Annotated in this window: 17 protein-coding genes; 11 read left to right on the top strand and 6 right to left on the bottom strand. The window is 74.2% G+C overall.

What is annotated here, in order from left to right:
• Window positions 1-240: 240 nt before the first annotated feature.
• Window positions 241-717, top strand: coding sequence for a hypothetical protein (locus tag GL263_RS06570; protein ID WP_323379273.1), 477 nt, complete (start codon window positions 241-243; stop codon window positions 715-717).
• Between the two features lie 15 nt (window positions 718-732).
• On the opposite strand, the gene GL263_RS06565 is transcribed toward GL263_RS06570, so the two are convergent.
• Window positions 733-1,830 (bottom strand): SGNH/GDSL hydrolase family protein, encoded by a 1,098-nt coding sequence (locus GL263_RS06565; protein ID WP_182854629.1) that lies wholly within the window; start codon window positions 1,828-1,830, stop codon window positions 733-735.
• Window positions 1,831-2,014: 184 nt separating this feature from the next.
• On the opposite strand from GL263_RS06565, the gene GL263_RS06560 reads away from it, so the two are divergent.
• Window positions 2,015-3,403, top strand: coding sequence for a cystathionine beta-synthase (locus GL263_RS06560; RefSeq protein ID WP_182854628.1), 1,389 nt, complete (start codon window positions 2,015-2,017; stop codon window positions 3,401-3,403).
• A 257-nt stretch (window positions 3,404-3,660) separates the two neighbouring features.
• On the opposite strand, the gene GL263_RS06555 is transcribed toward GL263_RS06560, so the two are convergent.
• On the bottom strand, window positions 3,661-4,083 hold the full coding sequence (locus tag GL263_RS06555) for a hypothetical protein (protein WP_182854627.1): 423 nt from the start codon (window positions 4,081-4,083) through the stop codon (window positions 3,661-3,663).
• 130 nt (window positions 4,084-4,213) lie between these two features.
• Here GL263_RS06555 and GL263_RS06550 point away from each other — a divergent pair, with 130 nt between their 5' ends.
• Complete coding sequence (locus tag GL263_RS06550; RefSeq protein WP_438947924.1) at window positions 4,214-5,065, top strand: MurR/RpiR family transcriptional regulator; 852 nt, start codon at window positions 4,214-4,216, stop codon at window positions 5,063-5,065.
• A 56-nt stretch (window positions 5,066-5,121) separates the two neighbouring features.
• Here the strand turns inward: GL263_RS06550 and GL263_RS06545 are convergent, their stop codons facing one another.
• Window positions 5,122-5,331, bottom strand: coding sequence for a hypothetical protein (locus GL263_RS06545; RefSeq protein WP_182854625.1), 210 nt, complete (start codon window positions 5,329-5,331; stop codon window positions 5,122-5,124).
• Window positions 5,332-5,420: 89 nt separating this feature from the next.
• A complete protein-coding gene (locus tag GL263_RS06540) occupies window positions 5,421-5,762 on the bottom strand; it encodes a hypothetical protein (protein ID WP_438947923.1) in 342 nt (113 codons plus the stop codon).
• Between the two features lie 95 nt (window positions 5,763-5,857).
• Between GL263_RS06540 and GL263_RS06535 the strand changes: the two genes are divergently transcribed.
• Window positions 5,858-6,091, top strand: coding sequence for a DUF4287 domain-containing protein (locus tag GL263_RS06535; protein ID WP_143649698.1), 234 nt, complete (start codon window positions 5,858-5,860; stop codon window positions 6,089-6,091).
• 103 nt (window positions 6,092-6,194) lie between these two features.
• Here GL263_RS06535 and GL263_RS06530 read toward each other — a convergent pair whose 3' ends face one another.
• Window positions 6,195-7,046, bottom strand: coding sequence for a Bax inhibitor-1/YccA family protein (locus GL263_RS06530; RefSeq protein ID WP_182854624.1), 852 nt, complete (start codon window positions 7,044-7,046; stop codon window positions 6,195-6,197).
• 286 nt (window positions 7,047-7,332) lie between these two features.
• Here GL263_RS06530 and GL263_RS06525 point away from each other — a divergent pair, with 286 nt between their 5' ends.
• A complete protein-coding gene (locus GL263_RS06525) occupies window positions 7,333-8,553 on the top strand; it encodes an acetyl-CoA C-acetyltransferase (RefSeq protein WP_182854623.1) in 1,221 nt (406 codons plus the stop codon).
• Between the two features lie 397 nt (window positions 8,554-8,950).
• A complete protein-coding gene (locus tag GL263_RS06520; protein WP_182854622.1) occupies window positions 8,951-9,904 on the top strand; it encodes a hypothetical protein in 954 nt (317 codons plus the stop codon).
• 270 nt (window positions 9,905-10,174) lie between these two features.
• On the opposite strand, the gene GL263_RS06515 is transcribed toward GL263_RS06520, so the two are convergent.
• Window positions 10,175-11,581 carry a type III PLP-dependent enzyme domain-containing protein gene (locus tag GL263_RS06515; RefSeq protein ID WP_182854621.1) on the bottom strand — a complete coding sequence of 469 codons (1,407 nt, stop codon included), beginning with the start codon at window positions 11,579-11,581 and terminating at the stop codon, window positions 10,175-10,177.
• A gap of 151 nt (window positions 11,582-11,732) precedes the next feature.
• Here GL263_RS06515 and hutU point away from each other — a divergent pair, with 151 nt between their 5' ends.
• The 5 genes from hutU to GL263_RS06490 all read left to right on the top strand — a co-directional run bounded on the left by hutU (window position 11,733) and on the right by GL263_RS06490 (window position 18,416).
• The gene (hutU, locus tag GL263_RS06510) at window positions 11,733-13,418 is read left to right on the top strand and encodes a urocanate hydratase (RefSeq protein WP_182854620.1); all 1,686 of its coding nucleotides are present in this window, start codon (window positions 11,733-11,735) and stop codon (window positions 13,416-13,418) included.
• A 38-nt stretch (window positions 13,419-13,456) separates the two neighbouring features.
• A complete protein-coding gene (locus tag GL263_RS06505; protein WP_182854631.1) occupies window positions 13,457-14,656 on the top strand; it encodes an allantoate amidohydrolase in 1,200 nt (399 codons plus the stop codon).
• A complete protein-coding gene (locus GL263_RS06500) occupies window positions 14,647-16,011 on the top strand; it encodes a formimidoylglutamate deiminase (RefSeq protein WP_182854619.1) in 1,365 nt (454 codons plus the stop codon). Before GL263_RS06505 ends, GL263_RS06500 begins: the two co-directional genes overlap by 10 nt.
• Before the next feature lie 163 nt (window positions 16,012-16,174).
• The gene (gene hutI, locus GL263_RS06495; RefSeq protein WP_182854618.1) at window positions 16,175-17,425 is read left to right on the top strand and encodes an imidazolonepropionase; all 1,251 of its coding nucleotides are present in this window, start codon (window positions 16,175-16,177) and stop codon (window positions 17,423-17,425) included.
• A 217-nt stretch (window positions 17,426-17,642) separates the two neighbouring features.
• Complete coding sequence (locus GL263_RS06490; protein WP_323379272.1) at window positions 17,643-18,416, top strand: maleylpyruvate isomerase N-terminal domain-containing protein; 774 nt, start codon at window positions 17,643-17,645, stop codon at window positions 18,414-18,416.
• Window positions 18,417-18,482: the final 66 nt, after the last annotated feature.

The following is an 18,482-nucleotide window of genomic DNA, read 5'->3' as shown; positions in this document are numbered from 1 at the left end:
CGGCGTGCTTGCCGCGCGGTGGCCGGCCCGCCGTGCGGCGCGGATGAACATGCTGGCCGCGATCAAGTCGGAGTAGCGGTCGCCGGCTGGGCGGGAGTGCGACGGGGCGGGCCGGTGACGGCCCGCCCCGTCCGCGTCGCGGGCCCTGGTCGGCGCGGGCCGCGCGACGCCGGGCCGGTTGTCGGCGCCGGCTGGTTTGATGGCGCCCGACGGCGGCTCCGGCGGTGAGGGGTGGGACGGGTGGACGCGGACGAGGAGCAGATGCTGGCCGAGGACCGGATTCTGGCGGAGGACCGGATCCTGGCGGAGGAACTGGCCGCGCTGGGCGCCGCGAGCGGGGGGAGCGGGCGACTGACCGGGCTCGTGGCACGGCTGATGCGGAAGAACGTCCACGAGACGGACGTCCACCTCCCGCTGCCGTTCGACGAGGCCGTGAGGCGGGTTGTCGCGGTGTTCGAGGGGGAGGGGCGGCGGCCGGTGGAGTTCCTGGCCGCCGAGCCCGGCCGCGACCGGGTGCTGCTGCGGGTGGTCACCGGCGGGGGCGTCGCCGGGCTGAACCCCGTGGTGGTCACGGCGAGGGTGACCGCGGGCGGCGAGGCGGGCGGTTCGACGGTCAGACTCCGGGCGGCGGCCAAGGAGGGCCTGGTCAGACAGCGCGCGGGAGAGCGGACCGCCGCCCGCCTCGCGGCGTCGCTGGGCGGGCGGCCGAACGGGTAGCGGCTCGGCGCCGGTTCAGGTGCGCGGGCGCACCGGCTCCGGGTGGGCGTGGCCGCCGCCTTCCGGGCCGTCCTCGTCCCCGGGGGTGCTGTCCCCTCCCTGCGCGGCGCCGACGGGCGACGTGGTGGTGGGCTCCGGGTCCTCGGCGTTGACGCGGCGGCGCCTGCGGTGGCGCAGCAGCGCCCACGGGCCCCGGCTGGCGGCCGCGACCTCCGTGCCGCCCTGCTGGGCTGCCCTGGCGGCGGCGCGGGCCACCGGCAGGGGTCCCTCCCGCCGGCTCTCCGGCCGTTCCTCGGCCTGCGGCCACAGCCCGAGGGACGCGCACAGCGTGGGCAGGACGGCCATGGCGGCGGTGGCGTAGCCCTCGGCGGACGGGTGGTAGTTGTCGGGACCGAACAGCTCCCTGGGGTTGGCCGCGAACTCGGGGCCGAGCAGGTCGCCGAGGGAGACCGTGCGGCCGCCCAGCTCGACGACGGCGATCGTCTGGGCGGCGGCGAGCTGCCGGCTGAGGCGGCGGGCCAGCCACCGCAGCGGCTGGCCGACGGGTTCGACCGAGCCGAGGTCGGGGCAGGTCCCGACGACCACCTCGCAGCCGGCGGCGCGCAGCCGGGACACGGCCTCGGAGAGGTGCCGCACGGACTGCGCCAGCGGCATGCGGCCGGTGACGTCGTTGGCGCCGATCATGATGACGCACACGTCGGGGGTGCGGTCCGGGTCCGCGAGCAGCATGCTCGTCTGGCGTTCCAGGTCGTCGGACTTGGCGCCGGGCAGCGCCACGTTCCGCAGCTCCACGGGGCGTTCCGCGACGGCGGCGAGCCCCGAGGCGAGCAGCGCGCCGGGCGTCTGCCGTGCCCGGTGGACGCCCTGCCCGGCGGCCGTGGAGTCGCCGAGGAAGCCGAGCAGCAGCGCGCGCTGGGCGCCGAGCAGGTCGAACGCCGTGCCGTACAGGCCGTCGGCGGCCGGCGGTACGTCGTCGGAGCCGCCGACGCGGCGTCTGGCGAGCTGCGCCTCGGCCACCAGCAGTCCGACGGCGGCTCCGCCGAGCAGGCCGATGCCGCCGCCTCCGTACGCCGCCGCCGTCACGATGCGCCGCGCAACCGTCGCCCTCGACATGGTGCCGCTCCCGCCTCCCTCGATGCCCGGACGGACCAGTGTGGCCCCCGAGCGCGCCGTCCGCGCGTAACTGCTTGTTGCCCCGCGCGCCCGGTGGCGCAACGCGTGTCACGTCGGCCCGTCGCGCAATAGGCTGCTGGTACGGGCCCGCGACCGCGGGTGCCCCCAAAACGCGGAGACCACTGTGCAGTATCACGAGTCCATGATCGAGCTTGTCGGCAACACCCCGCTGCTCAAGCTGAACAACGTCACCTCGCCGACCGGGGCGACCGTCCTGGCCAAGGTGGAGTACTTCAATCCCGGCGGGTCGGTGAAGGACCGCATCGCGCTGCGGATGATCGAGGCCGCGGAGCGTTCCGGCGAGCTGAAGCCCGGCGGCACCATCGTCGAGCCGACCTCCGGCAACACCGGGGTGGGTCTGGCGATCGTGGCGCAGCAGAAGGGCTACCGCTGCCTGTTCGTGTGCCCGGACAAGGTGTCGACGGACAAGATCAACGTTCTCCGCGCGTACGGCGCGGAGGTCGTGGTGTGCCCGACGGCGGTCGACCCGGAGCACCCGGACTCGTACTACAACGTCTCCGACCGCCTGGTGCGGGAGACCCCGGGCGCCTGGAAGCCGGACCAGTACAGCAACCCGAACAACCCGCGCTCGCACTACGAGACGACGGGTCCGGAGCTGTGGGAGCAGACCGAGGGGCGGATCACGCACTTCGTCGCGGGTATCGGCACCGGCGGCACGATCTCCGGCACCGGCCGCTACCTCAAGGAGGTCTCGGACGGCCGGGTGAAGATCATCGGCGCGGACCCCGAGGGCTCGGTGTACTCCGGCGGCACGGGCCGCCCGTACCTCACCGAGGGCGTCGGTGAGGACTTCTGGCCCGACGCCTACGACCGGAACGTCACGGACGAGATCATCGCGGTCTCCGACAAGGACTCCTTCCAGATGACCCGCCGCCTCGCGAAGGAGGAGGGCCTGCTGGTCGGCGGCTCCTGCGGCATGGCGGTCGTGGCGGCACTGGAGGTCGCCGAGCGGCTGACCCCGGAGGACGTCGTGGTGGTGCTGCTGCCGGACAGCGGCCGCGGCTACCTCAGCAAGATCTTCAACGACGAGTGGATGGCCGACTACGGCTTCCTGGAGGAGGACGGCACCGCCGGCGCGCAGGTCGGCGACGTGCTGCGGCACAAGGAGGGCGACATCCCGTCGCTGGTGCACATGCACCCGGACGAGACGGTCGGTCAGGCCATCGACGTGCTGCGGGAGTACGGCGTCTCGCAGATGCCGATCGTCAAGCCGGGCGCCGGCCACCCGGACGTGATGGCCGCCGAGGTCGTCGGCTCGGTGGTCGAGCGGGAACTGCTGGACGCGCTGTTCGCCGGCCGCGCCGGGCTCGGCGACCCGCTGGAGAAGCACATGAGCGCGCCGCTGCCGCAGGTCGGCTCCGGCGAGCCGGTCGCCGACCTGATGGCGGTGCTGGAGGGCGCCGACGCGGCGATCGTGCTGGTCGAGGGCAAGCCGACCGGTGTGGTCAGCCGCCAGGACCTGCTGGCGTTCCTGGCCAAGCAGGCCAAGTGACGCATCTCGGACGGGGGTGTGACGCTTCGCAGCGGAAGTGTCACGCCCCCGCAAAGGCGCGTTAACACCCGTGCGGCACCTTGGAGGTGTCGGCGCGAGGCCGAACACGACGGCCCGAGGCTTCGGAGCGGCTCCCGGAGTCCACGTGCCGCCGGGCGTGGCCGGTACCTCACCCGGTCCGACGCCCTACGGGGACCGCCGCCGTCCCGCTCCGGCGCGACGCCGCGCCGGGGTGCGGCGGTCCCCGTAAGCCCGCGTCAGTCCCAACTCTCCTGGTCCTTGGCGGCGCCTCGGCGGTCGCCGCCCCACAGCCGCCCGTGGGCCACCACCGCGTTCACCCCGACGATTCCCGTCCAGGCGACCAGCAGGCCGGGCAGCCCCGAGTTGACCGCCGCCACCGCGGACAGCGGCACCGCAAGGATCAGCGAGAACATCGCCAGCCCGAACGAGCTGCCGAAGCGCGGCCCGTCGGCGTCGGGGCGCCCCGCTGCCCGGGCCACGGTCATCTGCCGCTCGGCGAGCTGGCGGCGGACCCGTTGGTCGACCATCGCCTCCAGGCGGCCGTCCATCTTGGCCATGAAGGAGTCGACGAGCTCGGCCTCGTACTCGGGGCCGAGGTCGCGGCGGGTGGAGAGCGTGGCCTCCAGCTCCTTGCGGAGTTCGGCGTCGTGGGTGTTCATGACATTCAGGCTAGGTCGCGGCGGCCCTCGGGGCAGTAGGGCTAGCCCCCCGAGTGGACCTCCCACTTGCCCCTCTGCATGGATTCATGCAGAGTCATGGTTCGGTGAATGGCTCGGTCGGAGGGGACTTGTGAACGGTGTGGGCGGCGCCGGCGCGCGGCTGCAGAAGCTCTTCGAGGGGCACCGGCTGACCCCGACGCAGCGGCGGATCGCGCACTGCATGGTGCGGCGCGCGGAGGACGCCCCCTTCCTGTCCAGCGTCGAGCTGGCCGAACTCGCCGGTGTCAGCCAGCCCTCGGTAACCCGGTTCGCCGTCGCGCTCGGCTTCGACGGCTACCCCGCGCTGCGCCGCCACCTGCGGGAGGGCGCGGGCCCCGAGGCCCCCGACGAGCCCGGCGGCCGGCAGGCCAACGCCTACCAGCAGGCCGTCGAGGCGGAGATCGAGAACCTGCGGCTGCTCTCCGCGCAGCTCGCCGACCCCGCGCCGGTCGGCGAGGCCGCCGAACTGCTCGCCGCCTCGCGCCCGTTGCCGGTGCTGGGACTGCGCGCGGCCTCCGCGCAGGCGCGCGGCTTCGCCTACTTCGCGGCGAAGGTGCACCCGGACGTGCGGCTGCTGGACGAGGGCGGCACGATGCTCGCCGACCGCATCGACGCCGCTGTACGGGCGGGCGCGAGCTCCCTGCTGTGCTTCGCGCTGCCGCGACACCCGAGGGAGGTCGCCGACGCGCTGGCGCAGGCCCGGGACGCCGGGCTGCGTGTGGTGGTCGTGGCCGACAGCGCGTTCGCGCCGGTGGCCCAGCCGGGGGACGTGCTGCTGCCGGCCGCCGTCGGTACCTCGCTGGTGTTCGACACCGCCTGCGCGCCGATGCTGCTCGGCCGCGTGCTGCTGGAGGCGATGTGCGACCATCTGCCCCGGGCGCAGGCCAGCCTGGAGGAGTTCGACGCCCGCGCCGCGGAACGCGGCCTGTTTCTGGATCAGTAGGGCCTCGACCAGTAGCGCCTCGATCTGTAGCGCCCGGCGCCCGCCGGATCCCCGCCTCAGTCGACGATGTGGGTGCGGCCGAGGACGGTGAGGTGTTCCAGCACGTCCTCCAGCGGGTCGTCGATCTGCCCGGTGGTGAGGAACGAGACCCGGGGGCCGTTGTGCGAGTGGTGGTGGGTCTCGTCGGCGTGCGCGGTGGTGGCGAGCGGCAGCACGAGCAGGGCCGCGACGAGCGCGCCCGGGAGCATGGAACGGCGGAGCTTCATGTGTTTCCTCGCCTTGACCGCGTGTCGGATCCCCGTACAGGCGGTCCCATCACCCGGGCGGCGGGAAGGTCACGGGCGGCGGCCGGTTGTCAGCCGATCCGGGTGCTCGCGGTGATCTCCGCTTCGGCGGCGTCGAGCAGGGCGAGGGCGGCGGCGAGCTGGTCGGCGGGTGCGCCGCGCAGCGCTTCGGCCAGGTCGTGGCCGGTGACGGCGAGTTGGTCGCCGACGGCGAAGTCGTCCGCCTCGGGCAGCGGAGGGCAGGGGCGGCCCGGTGACTCCAGTACGTGGGCGCGCCGGGCGAGTTCGGTGGCGAGCACGCGGCCCCGCGCGGCGGCGCCGCGTCGCAGGGCGCTGTGCGGCATGGCGCGCAGCCGGTCGGCGAGCCGGTCGACGGCGGTCACGAGGGGGGTCACGTCTGCGGTGTCGGGCACGCCGGTAACCCTATGCGCCCCCTGGCGCACTGTTGCCAAGGCGGGGGTGGTCGGGCACCGTTGCGGGACGGGAGTCCAACGTTTCGGAGGCGCCGATGTCCCAGGGCTTCGACGAGGAGACACACAACAAGCTGCTCGCCCGCATTCCCGACCGCACCGGCCGCCCGGTCGGCGACTGGCTTCGCATGGTGGACGAGGGCCCGGCCCTGCACCGGTTCGCGGAGAAGGTCGGTTGGCTGCGCGGCGAGCACGACCTGTCCTACGGCCACGCCAAGGCGATCATCCACGAGCACGACCGGCGGCGGGGCCGCGCGGCGCGCAAGTACTGAACGGATACCGGACGGAGAAGGAAACCCCCGGCGCAACGGGTGAGGGCCCGCGGACGGATGTCCGCGGGCCCTCACCCGTTGCGGTGACCGATCCGGCGCGGGATCAGTCGCTGTTGAGGATCCAGGCGAGGCGCAGGAACTCGAAGTAGATCCAGGCCAGCGTCACGGTCAGACCGAACGCTGCGAACCAGGCCTGCTTGCGCGGCGCGCCGTAGGCGATGCCGTCCTCGACGGACTTGAAGTCCAGCGCGAGGAACAGCGCACCGATGCAGACGCCGGCGATGCCCATCAGGATGCCGACCGTGCCGGTGCGGAAGCCCATGCCGTCACCGGCGCCGAAGAGGGCGAAGCCCAGGTTGACCAGAGAGAGCAGGGCGTAGCCGATGCCGGCGGCGATGGCGAACTGGGTGAAGCGCCTGTTGACCCGGATGATCCGCGTCTTGTACAGGAACAGCACGGCCAGGAAGACCGCCATCGTGCCGAGGACCGCCTGCATGGCGGCGCCCGGCGCGAACCGGTTGACGAAGTTGCTCATCGCGCCGAGGAACACGCCCTCGAACACGGCGTAGCTGAGGATGATCCCCGGCGACGGCTCCTGCTTGAAGGACTGCCAGAACGCGAGACCCATGGCGACCAGCGCGGCCACGATGGCGATCACGAGGTTCAGGTTGAGCATCCAGGCGACGGCGGCGCTCGCGACGACGACACCCAGCGTCATCCCCGTCCGGGAGACGACGTCGTCCATCGTCATCCGGTCGGTCTGCGGGGCGGTCGGCGGCGCGTAGCCGGGGACGCCCTGCTGCGGCTGGGCGTAGGGGTTGTTCGCGTACGGGTTGGCAGCCGGGGCGCCCTGAGCGTAGGGATTCCCGGCCTGCGCCTGCGGGCCTGCGTTGAAGCCCGCCTGGCCTCCTTGACCGAACCCCCGTCGCGAGAAGACCGGGTTACTACTCCTCATCTCACTCCTCCATGGCCACACGACGCGGCCTTCCGTACCAGAGTAATGGGTTAGCAAAGACCGCACGGTAGTGCACCGGTCAGAACGAGCGAAAGCCCCGTTCTTGTTCCGCGCGAAGGGGTGATTCGGTCGTTCGGCCGAGCGGGCCGTCGCGGGGCCGTGCGTGTCGGCCTCGTCGGGGCCGGGCGGGAGCTGCGAGCCGCATCACACCAAAGGCCCCGTGACCTGCGCGCTACGCACGGGTAGCTTCCCTCACAGTTGTGCCTTCCCCTCTTCTGGAGCCGTCATGCCCGAAGCAGTGATCGTTTCCGCCGCCCGTTCGCCGATCGGCCGCGCCTTCAAGGGCTCGCTGAAGGACGTCCGTCCCGACGACCTGACCACCGAGATCATCCGGGCCGCGCTGGCCAAGGTCCCGGAGCTGGACCCGCGCGACATCGACGACCTGATGCTGGGCTGCGGCCTGCCCGGCGGCGAGCAGGGCCACAACCTGGGTCGGGTGGTGGCCGTGCAGCTGGGCATGGACCACCTGCCGGGCTGCACCATCACCCGCTACTGCTCGTCCTCCCTGCAGACCAGCCGGATGGCACTGCACGCCATCAAGGCCGGCGAGGGCGACGTCTTCATCTCCGCGGGCGTGGAGATGGTCTCCCGCAGCGTGAAGGGCACCTCCGACGGCCTGCCGGACACCCACAACCCGCTGTTCGCCGACGCCGAGGCGCGCACCGCCGCCCGCGCCGAGCAGGGCGGCGAGGGCTGGACCGACCCGCGCGAGTCCGGCGAACTGCCGGACGTCTACATCGCCATGGGCCAGACGGCGGAGAACCTGGCCCGGCTGAAGGGCGTCACCCGCCGGGACATGGACGAGTTCGGCGTCCGCTCGCAGAACCTGGCGGAGAAGGCCATCGCCGAGGGCTTCTGGGAGCGGGAGATCACCCCGGTCACCACGCCGGACGGCACGGTGGTGAGCAAGGACGACGGTCCGCGCGCCGGAGTGACGATGGAGGGCGTCGAGGGGCTGAAGCCGGTGTTCCGCCCCGACGGCCTGGTGACGGCGGGCAACTGCTGCGCGCTGAACGACGGCGCCGCCGCACTGGTGATCATGTCCGACACCAAGGCGCGCGAGCTGGGCCTGACCCCGCTGGCCCGGATCGTCTCGACCGGCGTGTCCGGCCTGTCGCCGGAGATCATGGGCTACGGCCCGGTCGAGGCCAGCAACCAGGCGCTGGCCCGGGCCGGTCTGACGATCGGCGACATCGACCTGGTGGAGATCAACGAGGCGTTCGCCGCCCAGGTCATCCCCTCCTACCGGGACCTGGGCATCGACCTGGACCGGCTGAACGTCAACGGCGGCGCCATCGCCGTGGGCCACCCCTTCGGCATGACCGGCGCCCGGCTGACCACCACGCTGATCAACTCCCTCCAGTGGCACGACAAGCAGTTCGGCCTGGAGACGATGTGCGTGGGCGGTGGCCAGGGCATGGCGATGGTGATCGAGCGGCTGAGCTGACAGCTCCGGGCTGACACCGGCTCCGGCGCCCGCGCGGCGGCGGACCGAGGGGCGGACACGTGTTCACGTTTCCGCCCCTTTGTGTTGCTCGCACGTTCGGTGTTCGCGCCGGTGCGCAACGTGAGGAATTACGTGCGCCGGAGCGCGTGGATGTTATCTGGGTCACTTGTGATGCCGGGGTGATGCGGAAGCTCGCTCAGGATGTGATGTTTGACCCCTCGGTTCGGCGTTTTACCTGTTCATGGGGGTATGGATCAAGGCGGAAAGCGTGCTCTACGCCCTATTTGTGGCCTTTTTCGACCTGTTCGACAGGTGCCGCGTGTAAAGCTGCGGTAGTAATTCTTCAGACCGCTGAACCCAGAGGTCCCCCCGTAAGTCCGAACACTGGAGTACGTCGGTGATCGCCATAACCCTGATCCTGCTGCCGGCCGTCGTGGTGGCCGCGGTGGCCGCCTGCGCCACCGCGCTCTGCGTGCGCGGCCTGCGCCGCGAGGTCTCGGGGCTGCGCGAGGAGCTTCTCGCCACCCGCGCCTCGGTGCCGGCCGCCCGGCACACCCCTGCCCTGGAAGAGGTCAGGTCCGTCGTCGCGGACGCGCTCGCGGAGGAGCGGGAGCGTGAACTCGCCGAGGCACGGGCCTTCTGGGCCGCCCAGGAGGCCAGGGACGCGGCGGACGGCCTCGCCGGGCACGACGACGCCGGGTACCCGGGCTACCCCGGCTACCCGGACTCCGCGGGCTACCCCGGCTTCCCCGGATACGGCGTCAGCGACGTCGACGCCCAGCTGCTCGACGCCCTGCTCGACGAGGCGGGCGAGCGCGCCGCCGGTCGTGAGGCCGGTGGCGGGCCGGGCGAGGGCCGGGCCTTCCTGCCCCGCCAGGCCGGCCCCGAGGACGTCGAGGCGCAGGAGCCGGCGGCCTCCGCCGGGCCGCCCGCCGAGAGCGGCGAGCTGACCGCCGCGCGCCGCCGCCACCCCTCCGACCCGCGCTTCTCGCTCAGCGGCGACCCCGTCGTGCCCGCCCCCGCCGCCGCGCCGGAGGCGGCGACCGTGCCGGGCGAGCACCAGCACACCATCGCCCGTCTCGCCCTGCTCGCCGAGCGCCGCACGGAGCTGGCGGACGTCCGCAGCGGCCCGCTGGGCACGCTCGACGTGTACGTCTTCGCCGACGAGACGACCATCTGCCTCTCCCCGGGGCACCGGGAGACCGCCGACCGGCTGGCCCGGGCACTGGACAACGGCGTGGCGCCGGTGCTGCTCGGCGGCTCCGGGGTGTCGGGCGCGTACGCGCTGACCTTCGCCTGCGGCGAGGAGACCGTCTACGTGCTCGCGGACCGGGTCATCGCCTCCCGCTGAGGGTCCGGCCGAAACGGCCGGCTGATCCCCGCCCGGCGACAGCTCGACCCGTGCGCCGCCCGTGCGTTGAGCGGCTCGACCGCCGGCCGGTGACGGGGCGGTCGCCGATCGACGCACCGGTCTTGTCCGGTATGCCGTCCGGCGGCGTAGCGGCTGCACGTGGCCACCGCCGGCGCAGCTCGCGGCCGACTCCCGACCGACTCGCGGGCCGGCGGAGGGCTGCAGCGCCCGACCCGCCGGGGGGAGGACCTGCCGCGGAGCCCGGGGCGCTCACCGCAGGGCGGTGAGCGCCTCTTCGTGTGCGCCGCCGGCCTCGGCGACGATCTCCGCGAGGCTCTGCGGTCGACGCACGGTCGCGAAGCGGACCTCCCCGGAGCGGTCGACGCCGAAGCCGTACACGCCGGGCCGGGGCAGGCTGTTGTAGCCGAAGGGCGTCGAGAAGTAGTAGGCGCCGGTGTCCGGCAGTGCCACCAGGTCGCCGGGTGCCAGCGCGGGCAGTTCGCGCCCGGTGGCCACCAGGTCGCCGGCGAAGCAGCACGGCCCGGCGACGTCCTGCACGACGCTCGCGGCGACGGTACCGGCGCCGGTCCGCGCGGCGTTCTTGGGGGCGCCCGACGCGTCGTAGGTCAGCACCCGCAGCGGCCAGGCGTCGGGGGCGAAGACCGTGCGCACGGCGGTCTGCGCCCCGGCGTGGGTGACCGCGATGGCCCGCCCGCCGGCCGATTTGGTGTACTCCACCCGTGCCAGCACCGTGCCGGCCTTGGCCGCCAGTGCCCGGCCGAACTCGGTGACCAGGGTGTACCGGCCGTCGAACAGGCCGGGGACGCGGCGGCGCAGCAGTGCGGCGTAGGCGGCGAAGTCCTCGGCCGGGTCGTCGGTGGTGAAGTCCACCGGCAGTCCGCCGCCGATGTCGATCCCGGTGATCTGCCGCCGGCCGGCGGCGCTGTTGATCTCCTCGGCCAGGGCGTGGCCGGCGGCGACCCCTTCGGCCATCAGCTCCGCCGGCACGCCCTGTGAGCCGCTGTGCACGTGCAGGCGGTTGAGCCAGGGGCGGGCGAGGAACGCGCGTCGCACCTCCTCGCGCGCCCCCGCGTCGCGCAGCGCCACACCGAACTTCGAGGTGGCCGTCGCCGTGCTCACGGCGCCGATGGTGCCGGCGCCGAGCTGCGGGTTGACGCGCAGTCCGATCGGCGGCGGGCGGTCGCAGGCGGGGACCAGCGCGTCGAGCCTGGCCAGTTCCTGCGGGTTGTCGGCGTTGACCGCGATGCCCAGCCGCAGTGCCTCGCGCAGCTCCTCGGTGGTCTTGGCGGGGGAGTCGAAGACGACCCGCTCGGGCGGGACGCCGGCGGCGCGGGCGAGGGCGAGTTCGCCGGGGCTGGCGACCTCGGCGCCGAGCCCGGCGTCCCGCAGCAGCCGCAGTACGGGCACCAGGGAGGCGGCCTTGACGGCGAAGGCGTGCAGGGTGGCGGTGCCGGGGGCGGTCACGTCGTCGAACGCGGCGCGCAGCGCGGCCGCGCGCTCCCGCAGCGCCGCGACGTCGAGCAGTCCCACGACCGGCTGCCGCTGGTCGAGCAGGCCCTGCCGGACCGCCGCCTGGACGGCGAGGTCGCGGCGCCGCCCGAGGCTGTGCGCGGGCGCTGTGGCGGCGTGGTCACGGCCCGCCGGGCTTGGTGGCATGCCCCCAATGCTGCCCGGCCCGTCCCGCCGCCGCAGGGTGGCGCGGCCGGAAAGCGCCGGTGGCGCGACCGTTCCCCGCGGCGGTGTTGACTAGCTCTATTCACTGCGTATTGTGTCTGAATAGAATCAGTCGAAGCGAGGAGACGCCGTCATGCCAGGCACGTCAGCCACGTCAGGACCGCGACCGGTACGGGCCGCCCGGGGCACGGGCCTCACCGCCAGGGGCTGGCAGCAGGAGGCCGCCCTGCGGATGCTGCACAACAACCTCGACCCCGAGGTCGCCGAGCATCCCGACAAGCTCGTCGTCTACGGCGGCACCGGCAAGGCCGCCCGCGACTGGCGCTCCTTCGACGCGATGGCGCGCACCCTCACCACGCTGAAGGACGACGAGACGATGCTCGTCCAGTCAGGCCGGCCGGTCGGCGTGATGACCACCCACGAGTGGGCGCCGCGCGTGCTCATCGCCAACTCCAACCTCGTCGGCGACTGGGCCAACTGGGAGGAGTTCCGCCGCCTGGAACAGCTCGGCCTGACGATGTACGGCCAGATGACCGCCGGATCGTGGATCTACATCGGCACCCAGGGCATCCTCCAGGGCACCTACGAGACGTTCGCCGCCGTCGCCGCCAAGCGCTTCGGCGGCACCCTGGCCGGCACCATCACCCTCACCGCCGGCCTCGGCGGCATGGGCGGCGCCCAGCCGCTGGCCGTCACCATGAACGACGGCGTCGCCATCTGCGTCGACTGCGACCCGCGCGCCATCAGCCGCCGCATCGAGCACCGCTACCTCGACGTGCGCGCCGACTCCGTCGAACACGCGCTCCAGCTGGCCACCGAGGCCCGCGACCAGCGCCGCCCGCTGTCCATCGGCGTGCTCGGCAACGCCGCCGAGGTGCTGCCGGAACTGCTCGCCGCCGGCGCGCCCATCGACATCGTCACCGACCAGACCAGCGCCCACGACCCACTGGCCTACCTGCCGCTCGGCGTCGACTTCGACGACATGGCCCGCTACGCCGCCGAGAAGCCCGCCGACTTCACCCAGCGCGCCCGCGAGTCCATGGCCCGCCACGTGGAGGCCATGGTCGGTTTCCAGGACGCCGGCGCCGAGGTCTTCGACTACGGCAACTCCATCCGCGGCGAGGCCCAACTGGCCGGCTACACCCGCGCCTTCGACTTCCCCGGTTTTGTCCCCGCCTACATCCGGCCGCTGTTCTGCGAGGGCAAGGGCCCCTTCCGCTGGGCCGCGCTCAGCGGCGACCCCAAGGACATCCACGCCACCGACCGCGCGATCCTGGACCTCTTCCCGGAGAACGAGTCGCTGGCCCGTTGGATCAGGATGGCCGGCGAGCGCGTCCACTTCCAGGGCCTGCCCGCCCGCATCTGCTGGCTCGGCTACGGCGAACGCGACAAGGCCGGCGAGCGCTTCAACGACATGGTCGCCAGCGGCGAACTCTCCGCGCCGGTCGCCATCGGACGCGACCACCTCGACTGCGGCTCGGTCGCCTCGCCCTACCGGGAGACCGAGGCCATGCTGGACGGCTCCGACGCCATCGCCGACTGGCCGCTGCTCAACGCCATGGTCAACGTGGCCTCCGGCGCATCCTGGGTCTCCCTGCACCACGGCGGCGGCGTCGGCATGGGCCGCTCGATCCACGCCGGGCAGGTCACCGTCGCCGACGGCACCCCGCTGGCCGGTGAGAAGATCCGCCGCGTCCTCACCAACGACCCCGGCATGGGTGTCATCCGGCACGTCGACGCCGGCTACGAGCGGGCCGACGAGGTCGCCGCCGAGCGCGGTGTGCGGGTCCCGATGCGCGAGGGCGGCGAGACGGAGTGACCGCGCACGCACCCGCCACCGGCGCCTCCTTCCTGGAGATGTGGCGCGACCTCGCGCCCCTCGGCCGGGACCGGGACAGCGGCGGCTACCGCCGGTTCGCCTGGACCGGCGCGGACGCCGACTGCCGGGCCTGGTTCCAGGCCCAGGCCCGGGCCCGCGACCTCGCCTACGAGGTCGACCGCAACGGCAACCAGTGGGCCTGGCTCGGCGACCCGGACGGCACCGACGCCGTGGTCACCGGCTCCCACCTGGACTCCGTCCCCGACGGCGGCGCCTTCGACGGCCCGCTGGGCGTGGTGTCCTCCTTCGCCGCGCTCGACGAACTCCGCCGGAAGGGGGCGGAGTTCACCCGGCCGGTGGCCATCGCGAACTTCGGCGACGAGGAGGGCGCCCGGTTCGGCCTGGCCTGCGCCGGCTCCCGCCTCACCGCCGGCCAGCTCAGCCCCGAACGAGCCGCCGCACTACGGGACGCCGACGGCGTGAGCTGGACGACCGCCATGGAACGCGCGGGCCTGGACCCCGAGGCCATCGGCCCCGACCCCGAACGCCTCGCCCGCATCGGCGCGTTTGTGGAACTCCACGTCGAGCAGGGCCGGGCCCTCGCCGACACCCCGCACCCCGTCGGCGTCGCCTCCGCCATCTGGCCGCACGGCCGCTGGCGGTTCGACTTCCACGGCGAGGCCAACCACGCCGGCACCACCCGCCTCGTCGACCGCCGAGACCCGATGCTCACCTACGCCCGCACCGTGCTCGCCGCCCGCGACCACGCCGAGCGGACCGGCGCCCTCGCCACCTTCGGCAAGGTCCAGGTCGACCCCAACGGCGTCAACGCCATCGCCTCCCTGGTGCGCGGCTGGCTCGACTCCCGCGCCGCCGACGAGCGCACCCTGGACGAACTCGTCGGCGCCGTCGAGCGGTCGGCCGTCGAACAGGGCGTGACCGACGGCGTGAAGGTCGCCGTCACCCGCGAGTCCTTCACCCCGGTCGTCGACTTCACCCACGACCTGCGGGACCGGCTCGCCGCACGTCTCGGCGACGAACGCGGGCCCGCGCCCGTCCTGCCCACCGGCGCCGGACACGACGCGGGCATCCTCTCCGCCGTCGTGCCCACCGCGATGCTGTTCGTCCGCAACCCCACCGGCGTCTCGCACTCCCCGGCCGAGCACGCCACCGAGGACGACTGCGTCGCCGGCGTCCTCGCCCTCGCCGACGTACTGGAGGACCTGGCGTGCCGGTGACGTACTGGGCCGAACACGCCTGGCTGGACGGCGCCGTCCGGCCAGGCGTGGCGATCGAGACCGACCACGGCGTGATCACCGCGCTGGCCACCGGGCAGACCGGCCCGCCGCCGGGCGCCCGGGTGCTGCGCGGACTGACCGTGCCCGGCCTGGCCAACGCCCACTCGCACGCCTTCCACCGCGCGCTGCGCGGCCATGTGCAGGCCGGCAGCTCGGTCAGCGCGGGCGGCGCCGACGAGGGCCCCGGCTCGTTCTGGACCTGGCGCGAGGTCATGTACCGGGTCGCCGAGAAGCTGACCCCGGACAGCTACTTCGAGCTGGCCAGGGCCGCCTACGCCGAGATGGCGCTCGCCGGCATCACCTGCGTGGGCGAGTTCCACTACCTGCACCACGCGCCCGGCGGCACCCGGTACGCCGACCCCAACGCCATGGGAGAGGCGCTGATCGGCGCCGCCGCCGAGGCCGGCATCCGCATCACCCTGCTGGACACCTGCTACCTCTCCGCCGGCTTCGGCGCCGCCCCCGAGCGACCGCAGCTGCGGTTCTCCGACGGCGACGCGGCGGGCTGGGCGGACCGGGCAGGCCGTCTCACCGGCACCGGCCACGCCCGCGTCGGCGCCGCCGTGCACTCCGTGCGGGCCGTCCCCGCCGACCAGCTGGAGACGGTCGTGCGGTGGGCCGCCGAACGGGACGCCCCGCTGCACGTCCACCTCTCCGAGCAGCCCGCCGAGAACGAGGCGTGCCTCGCCGCGCACGGGCGCACCCCCACCGAACTCCTCGCCGACCACGGCGCGTTGGGCCCCCGCACCACCGCCGTCCACGCCACCCACCTCACCGGCGGCGACATCACCCTGCTCGGCGGTTCTGCCACCGGCGTCTGCATGTGCCCCACCACCGAACGCGACCTCGCCGACGGCATCGGCCCCGCCGTCGCCCTGCAACGCGCCGGCAGCCCGCTCAGTCTCGGCAGCGACAGCCACGCCGTCGTCGACCTGCTGGAGGAGGCCCGCGCGATGGAACTGGACGAGCGGCTGCGCAGTCGGGCCAGAGGCAACTGGTCCGCCGCCCAGCTGCTCACCGCCGCCACCGCCGACGGCCACGCCGCGCTCGGCTGGCCGGAGGCCGGCCGGCTCGCGGTCGGCGCGCCCGCCGACCTCACCACCGTCGGGCTGGACACCGTCCGCACCGCCGGTCCGCCGCCCGAACTGGCCGTGGAGACAGTCGTGTTCGCCGCGACGGCCGCCGACGTGCGGCACACCGTCGTCGCCGGCCGGCACGTGGTGCGCGACGGCGTCCACACGCTCGTCCCGGACGTCCCGGCCGCGCTGCGCGCCGCCATCCGGGCGGTCCACTGAACCGGCGGCGGGGAGAGGGCGCGCCCCGCCCGTACCGTCGTCCCGGGTCCTGCCGCCAGCCGCACCCCCCACGCCCACTCCGAGCCACCCGAGCCACCCGAGCAACCCGAGCAACCCGAGCAACACCGCCGTCGTCGTCGAGGCCGAGTCGAGGAAACCCCACATGCCGGACACGTCACCGACCCACCCCAGCCCGCACACCCGCCGCCAGGGCGGCCCCGTACCGCCGGCGGACGGCGGCAGCACGCTGATCACCGACATCGGCAGCCTCGTCACCAACAACCCCGACCTCGGCGCCGGCCCGCTCGGGCTGTTGACGGACGCCGCCCTGGTGCTCGACGGCGGCGAGGTCGCCTGGGTCGGACCGGCCGCGGACGCCCCCGCGGCCGACCGGCGGGTGGACGCCGAAGGCCGGGCGGTGATCCCCGGATTCGTCGACAGCCACTCGCACCTGGTCTTCGCCGGTGACCGCACCGCCGAGTTCAACGCCCGCATGTCCGGACGGCCCTACACCGCCGGAGGCATCCGCTCCACCGTCGTCGCCACCCGCCTCGCCGACGACGACACCCTCTCCGCGAACCTCACCACCTATCTCACCGAGATGCTGCGCCAGGGCACCACCACCGTGGAGACCAAGTCCGGGTACGGGCTCACCGTCGAGGAGGAGGCCAGGGCGTTGCGCATCGCCGCCGCCCACACCGACGAGGTCACCTATCTGGGCGCCCACGTCGTGGCCCCCGAGTACGCCGACGACCCGGCCGGCTACGTCGACCTGGTGACCGGGCCGATGCTCGACGCCTGCGCCCCGCACGCCCGGTGGGTCGACGTCTTCTGCGAACAGGGCGCCTTCGACGGCGACCAGGCCCGCGCCATCCTCACCGCCGGCGCGGCCCGCGGCCTGATCCCCCGCGTCCACGCCAACCAGCTCACCGAGGGCCCGGGAGTCCAGCTCGCGGTCGAGCTCGACGCCGCCTCCGCCGACCACTGCACACACCTCACCGACGCCGACGTGGCCGCGCTCGCCGACGGGACCACCGTCGCCACCCTGCTGCCCGGCTGCGAGTTCTCCACCCGGGCCGTCTACCCCGACGCCCGGCGGCTGCTGGACGCCGGAGTGACCGTCGCACTGTCCACGGACTGCAATCCCGGCTCGTCCTTCACCAGTTCCATGCCGTTCTGCGTGGCGGTCGCGGTCCGCGAGATGGGCATGACACCCGACGAGGCGCTGTGGTCCGCCACCGCCGGCGGCGCGGCGGCGCTGCGCCGCACGGACGTCGGCCGGCTGACGCCAGGGGCCGCCGCCGACGTGGTGCTGCTGGAGGCGCCCAGCCACGTCCATCTGGCGTACCGCCCGGGAGTACCGCTGGTACGGGACGTCTGGCAGCGGGGCGTACGCGTCCCCATGGCGCACTGAGCGCGACGGGGGCGCGCGGCGGCGGGTCGTGCCGAGCGCGGCGATGAGTTCGGCGGGCGCCGGGAGTCCATCCCGGTGAGGGGCCCGGGACCAGGAACCGGCCCGTGACCGCGACGAGCCGCGAGGAGCCGACGTACCCGTTCTCGAACCGCCCCGGCCGGAGCCGTCCGCACCCCGAGCGATCCCACCGCTTCTCCCGGTGACGACGAGTCCCGCCGTGACCCGGCAGGTTGCGGCGGGGTACAGCGTCGCAGAGCCGTTTGTGGCCGAGCGGCAGTGCCCGTCCGCGCCCGAGCGCCCGGAGCCGGACCCGTCGGGTCCCAGGCTGATGGTGCTCGCCGCTGGCTACGCGGCCCGGGCGGTCGCGGCGGTGCGTCCGGACGAGCTGGGGACGCCGACGCCATGCGCGGGATGGGACCTCCGGCGGCTGCTGGAGCATCTGGAGGAGTCGGTCACCGCGCTCCGGGAGGGGCTGGTCCTCGGCCGGGTGGCCGCCGCGCCGGGCCGCTGGGGGGAGGGGACGGCGGAAGGCGGCGCCGGCGGGCCGACGGCGTGCGGGACGACACGACGCGGCCGGGAGCCGCGTGGGCCGACGTGCGAGCCGGTCACGCGGGCGCTGGTCGCGCTGGAGACGCTGAGCCGGGCCGGCCGGGAACACGGCGTGCGCGGGCGGGGCCGCCGGGACCCGGTGCTCGCGGCCGGAGTGCCGTTGTGTGCCACCCTGCTCCACCGGGCCGGCGCGGTCGAGCTCGTCGTCCACGGCTGGGACGTGGCCGCCGCCTGGTGCCGTGCCGGCGGGCGGCCGCCTCCTCCGCCTCCGGCGCTGGCCGCCGCGCTGCTGCCGGTGCTTCCGCTTGTGGTGCCGCCGCCCGCGGACCGCGGCACGCTGTTCGCGGCGCCGGTCGCCGTCCCGGAGGCCGCGTCGGCGGGGGTGCGGTTGCTCGCCGCGCTCGGCCGACGCTGCCGGCCGGTAGGGCCGCCGTTCGGGTGACGGCGGGAGGCCCGGACAGGGCCGGGAGCCGGACCGGTGCCCGGGCACGCGTGCCAGCCCCGGCCC

The organism is Streptomyces durbertensis (genome assembly GCF_014156695.1).
GTDB classification, from domain to species: domain Bacteria; phylum Actinomycetota; class Actinomycetes; order Streptomycetales; family Streptomycetaceae; genus Streptomyces; species Streptomyces durbertensis.
The sequence above is the reverse complement of the archived record's forward strand: the minus strand, read 5'-3'. Positions and strand labels throughout refer to the sequence as shown.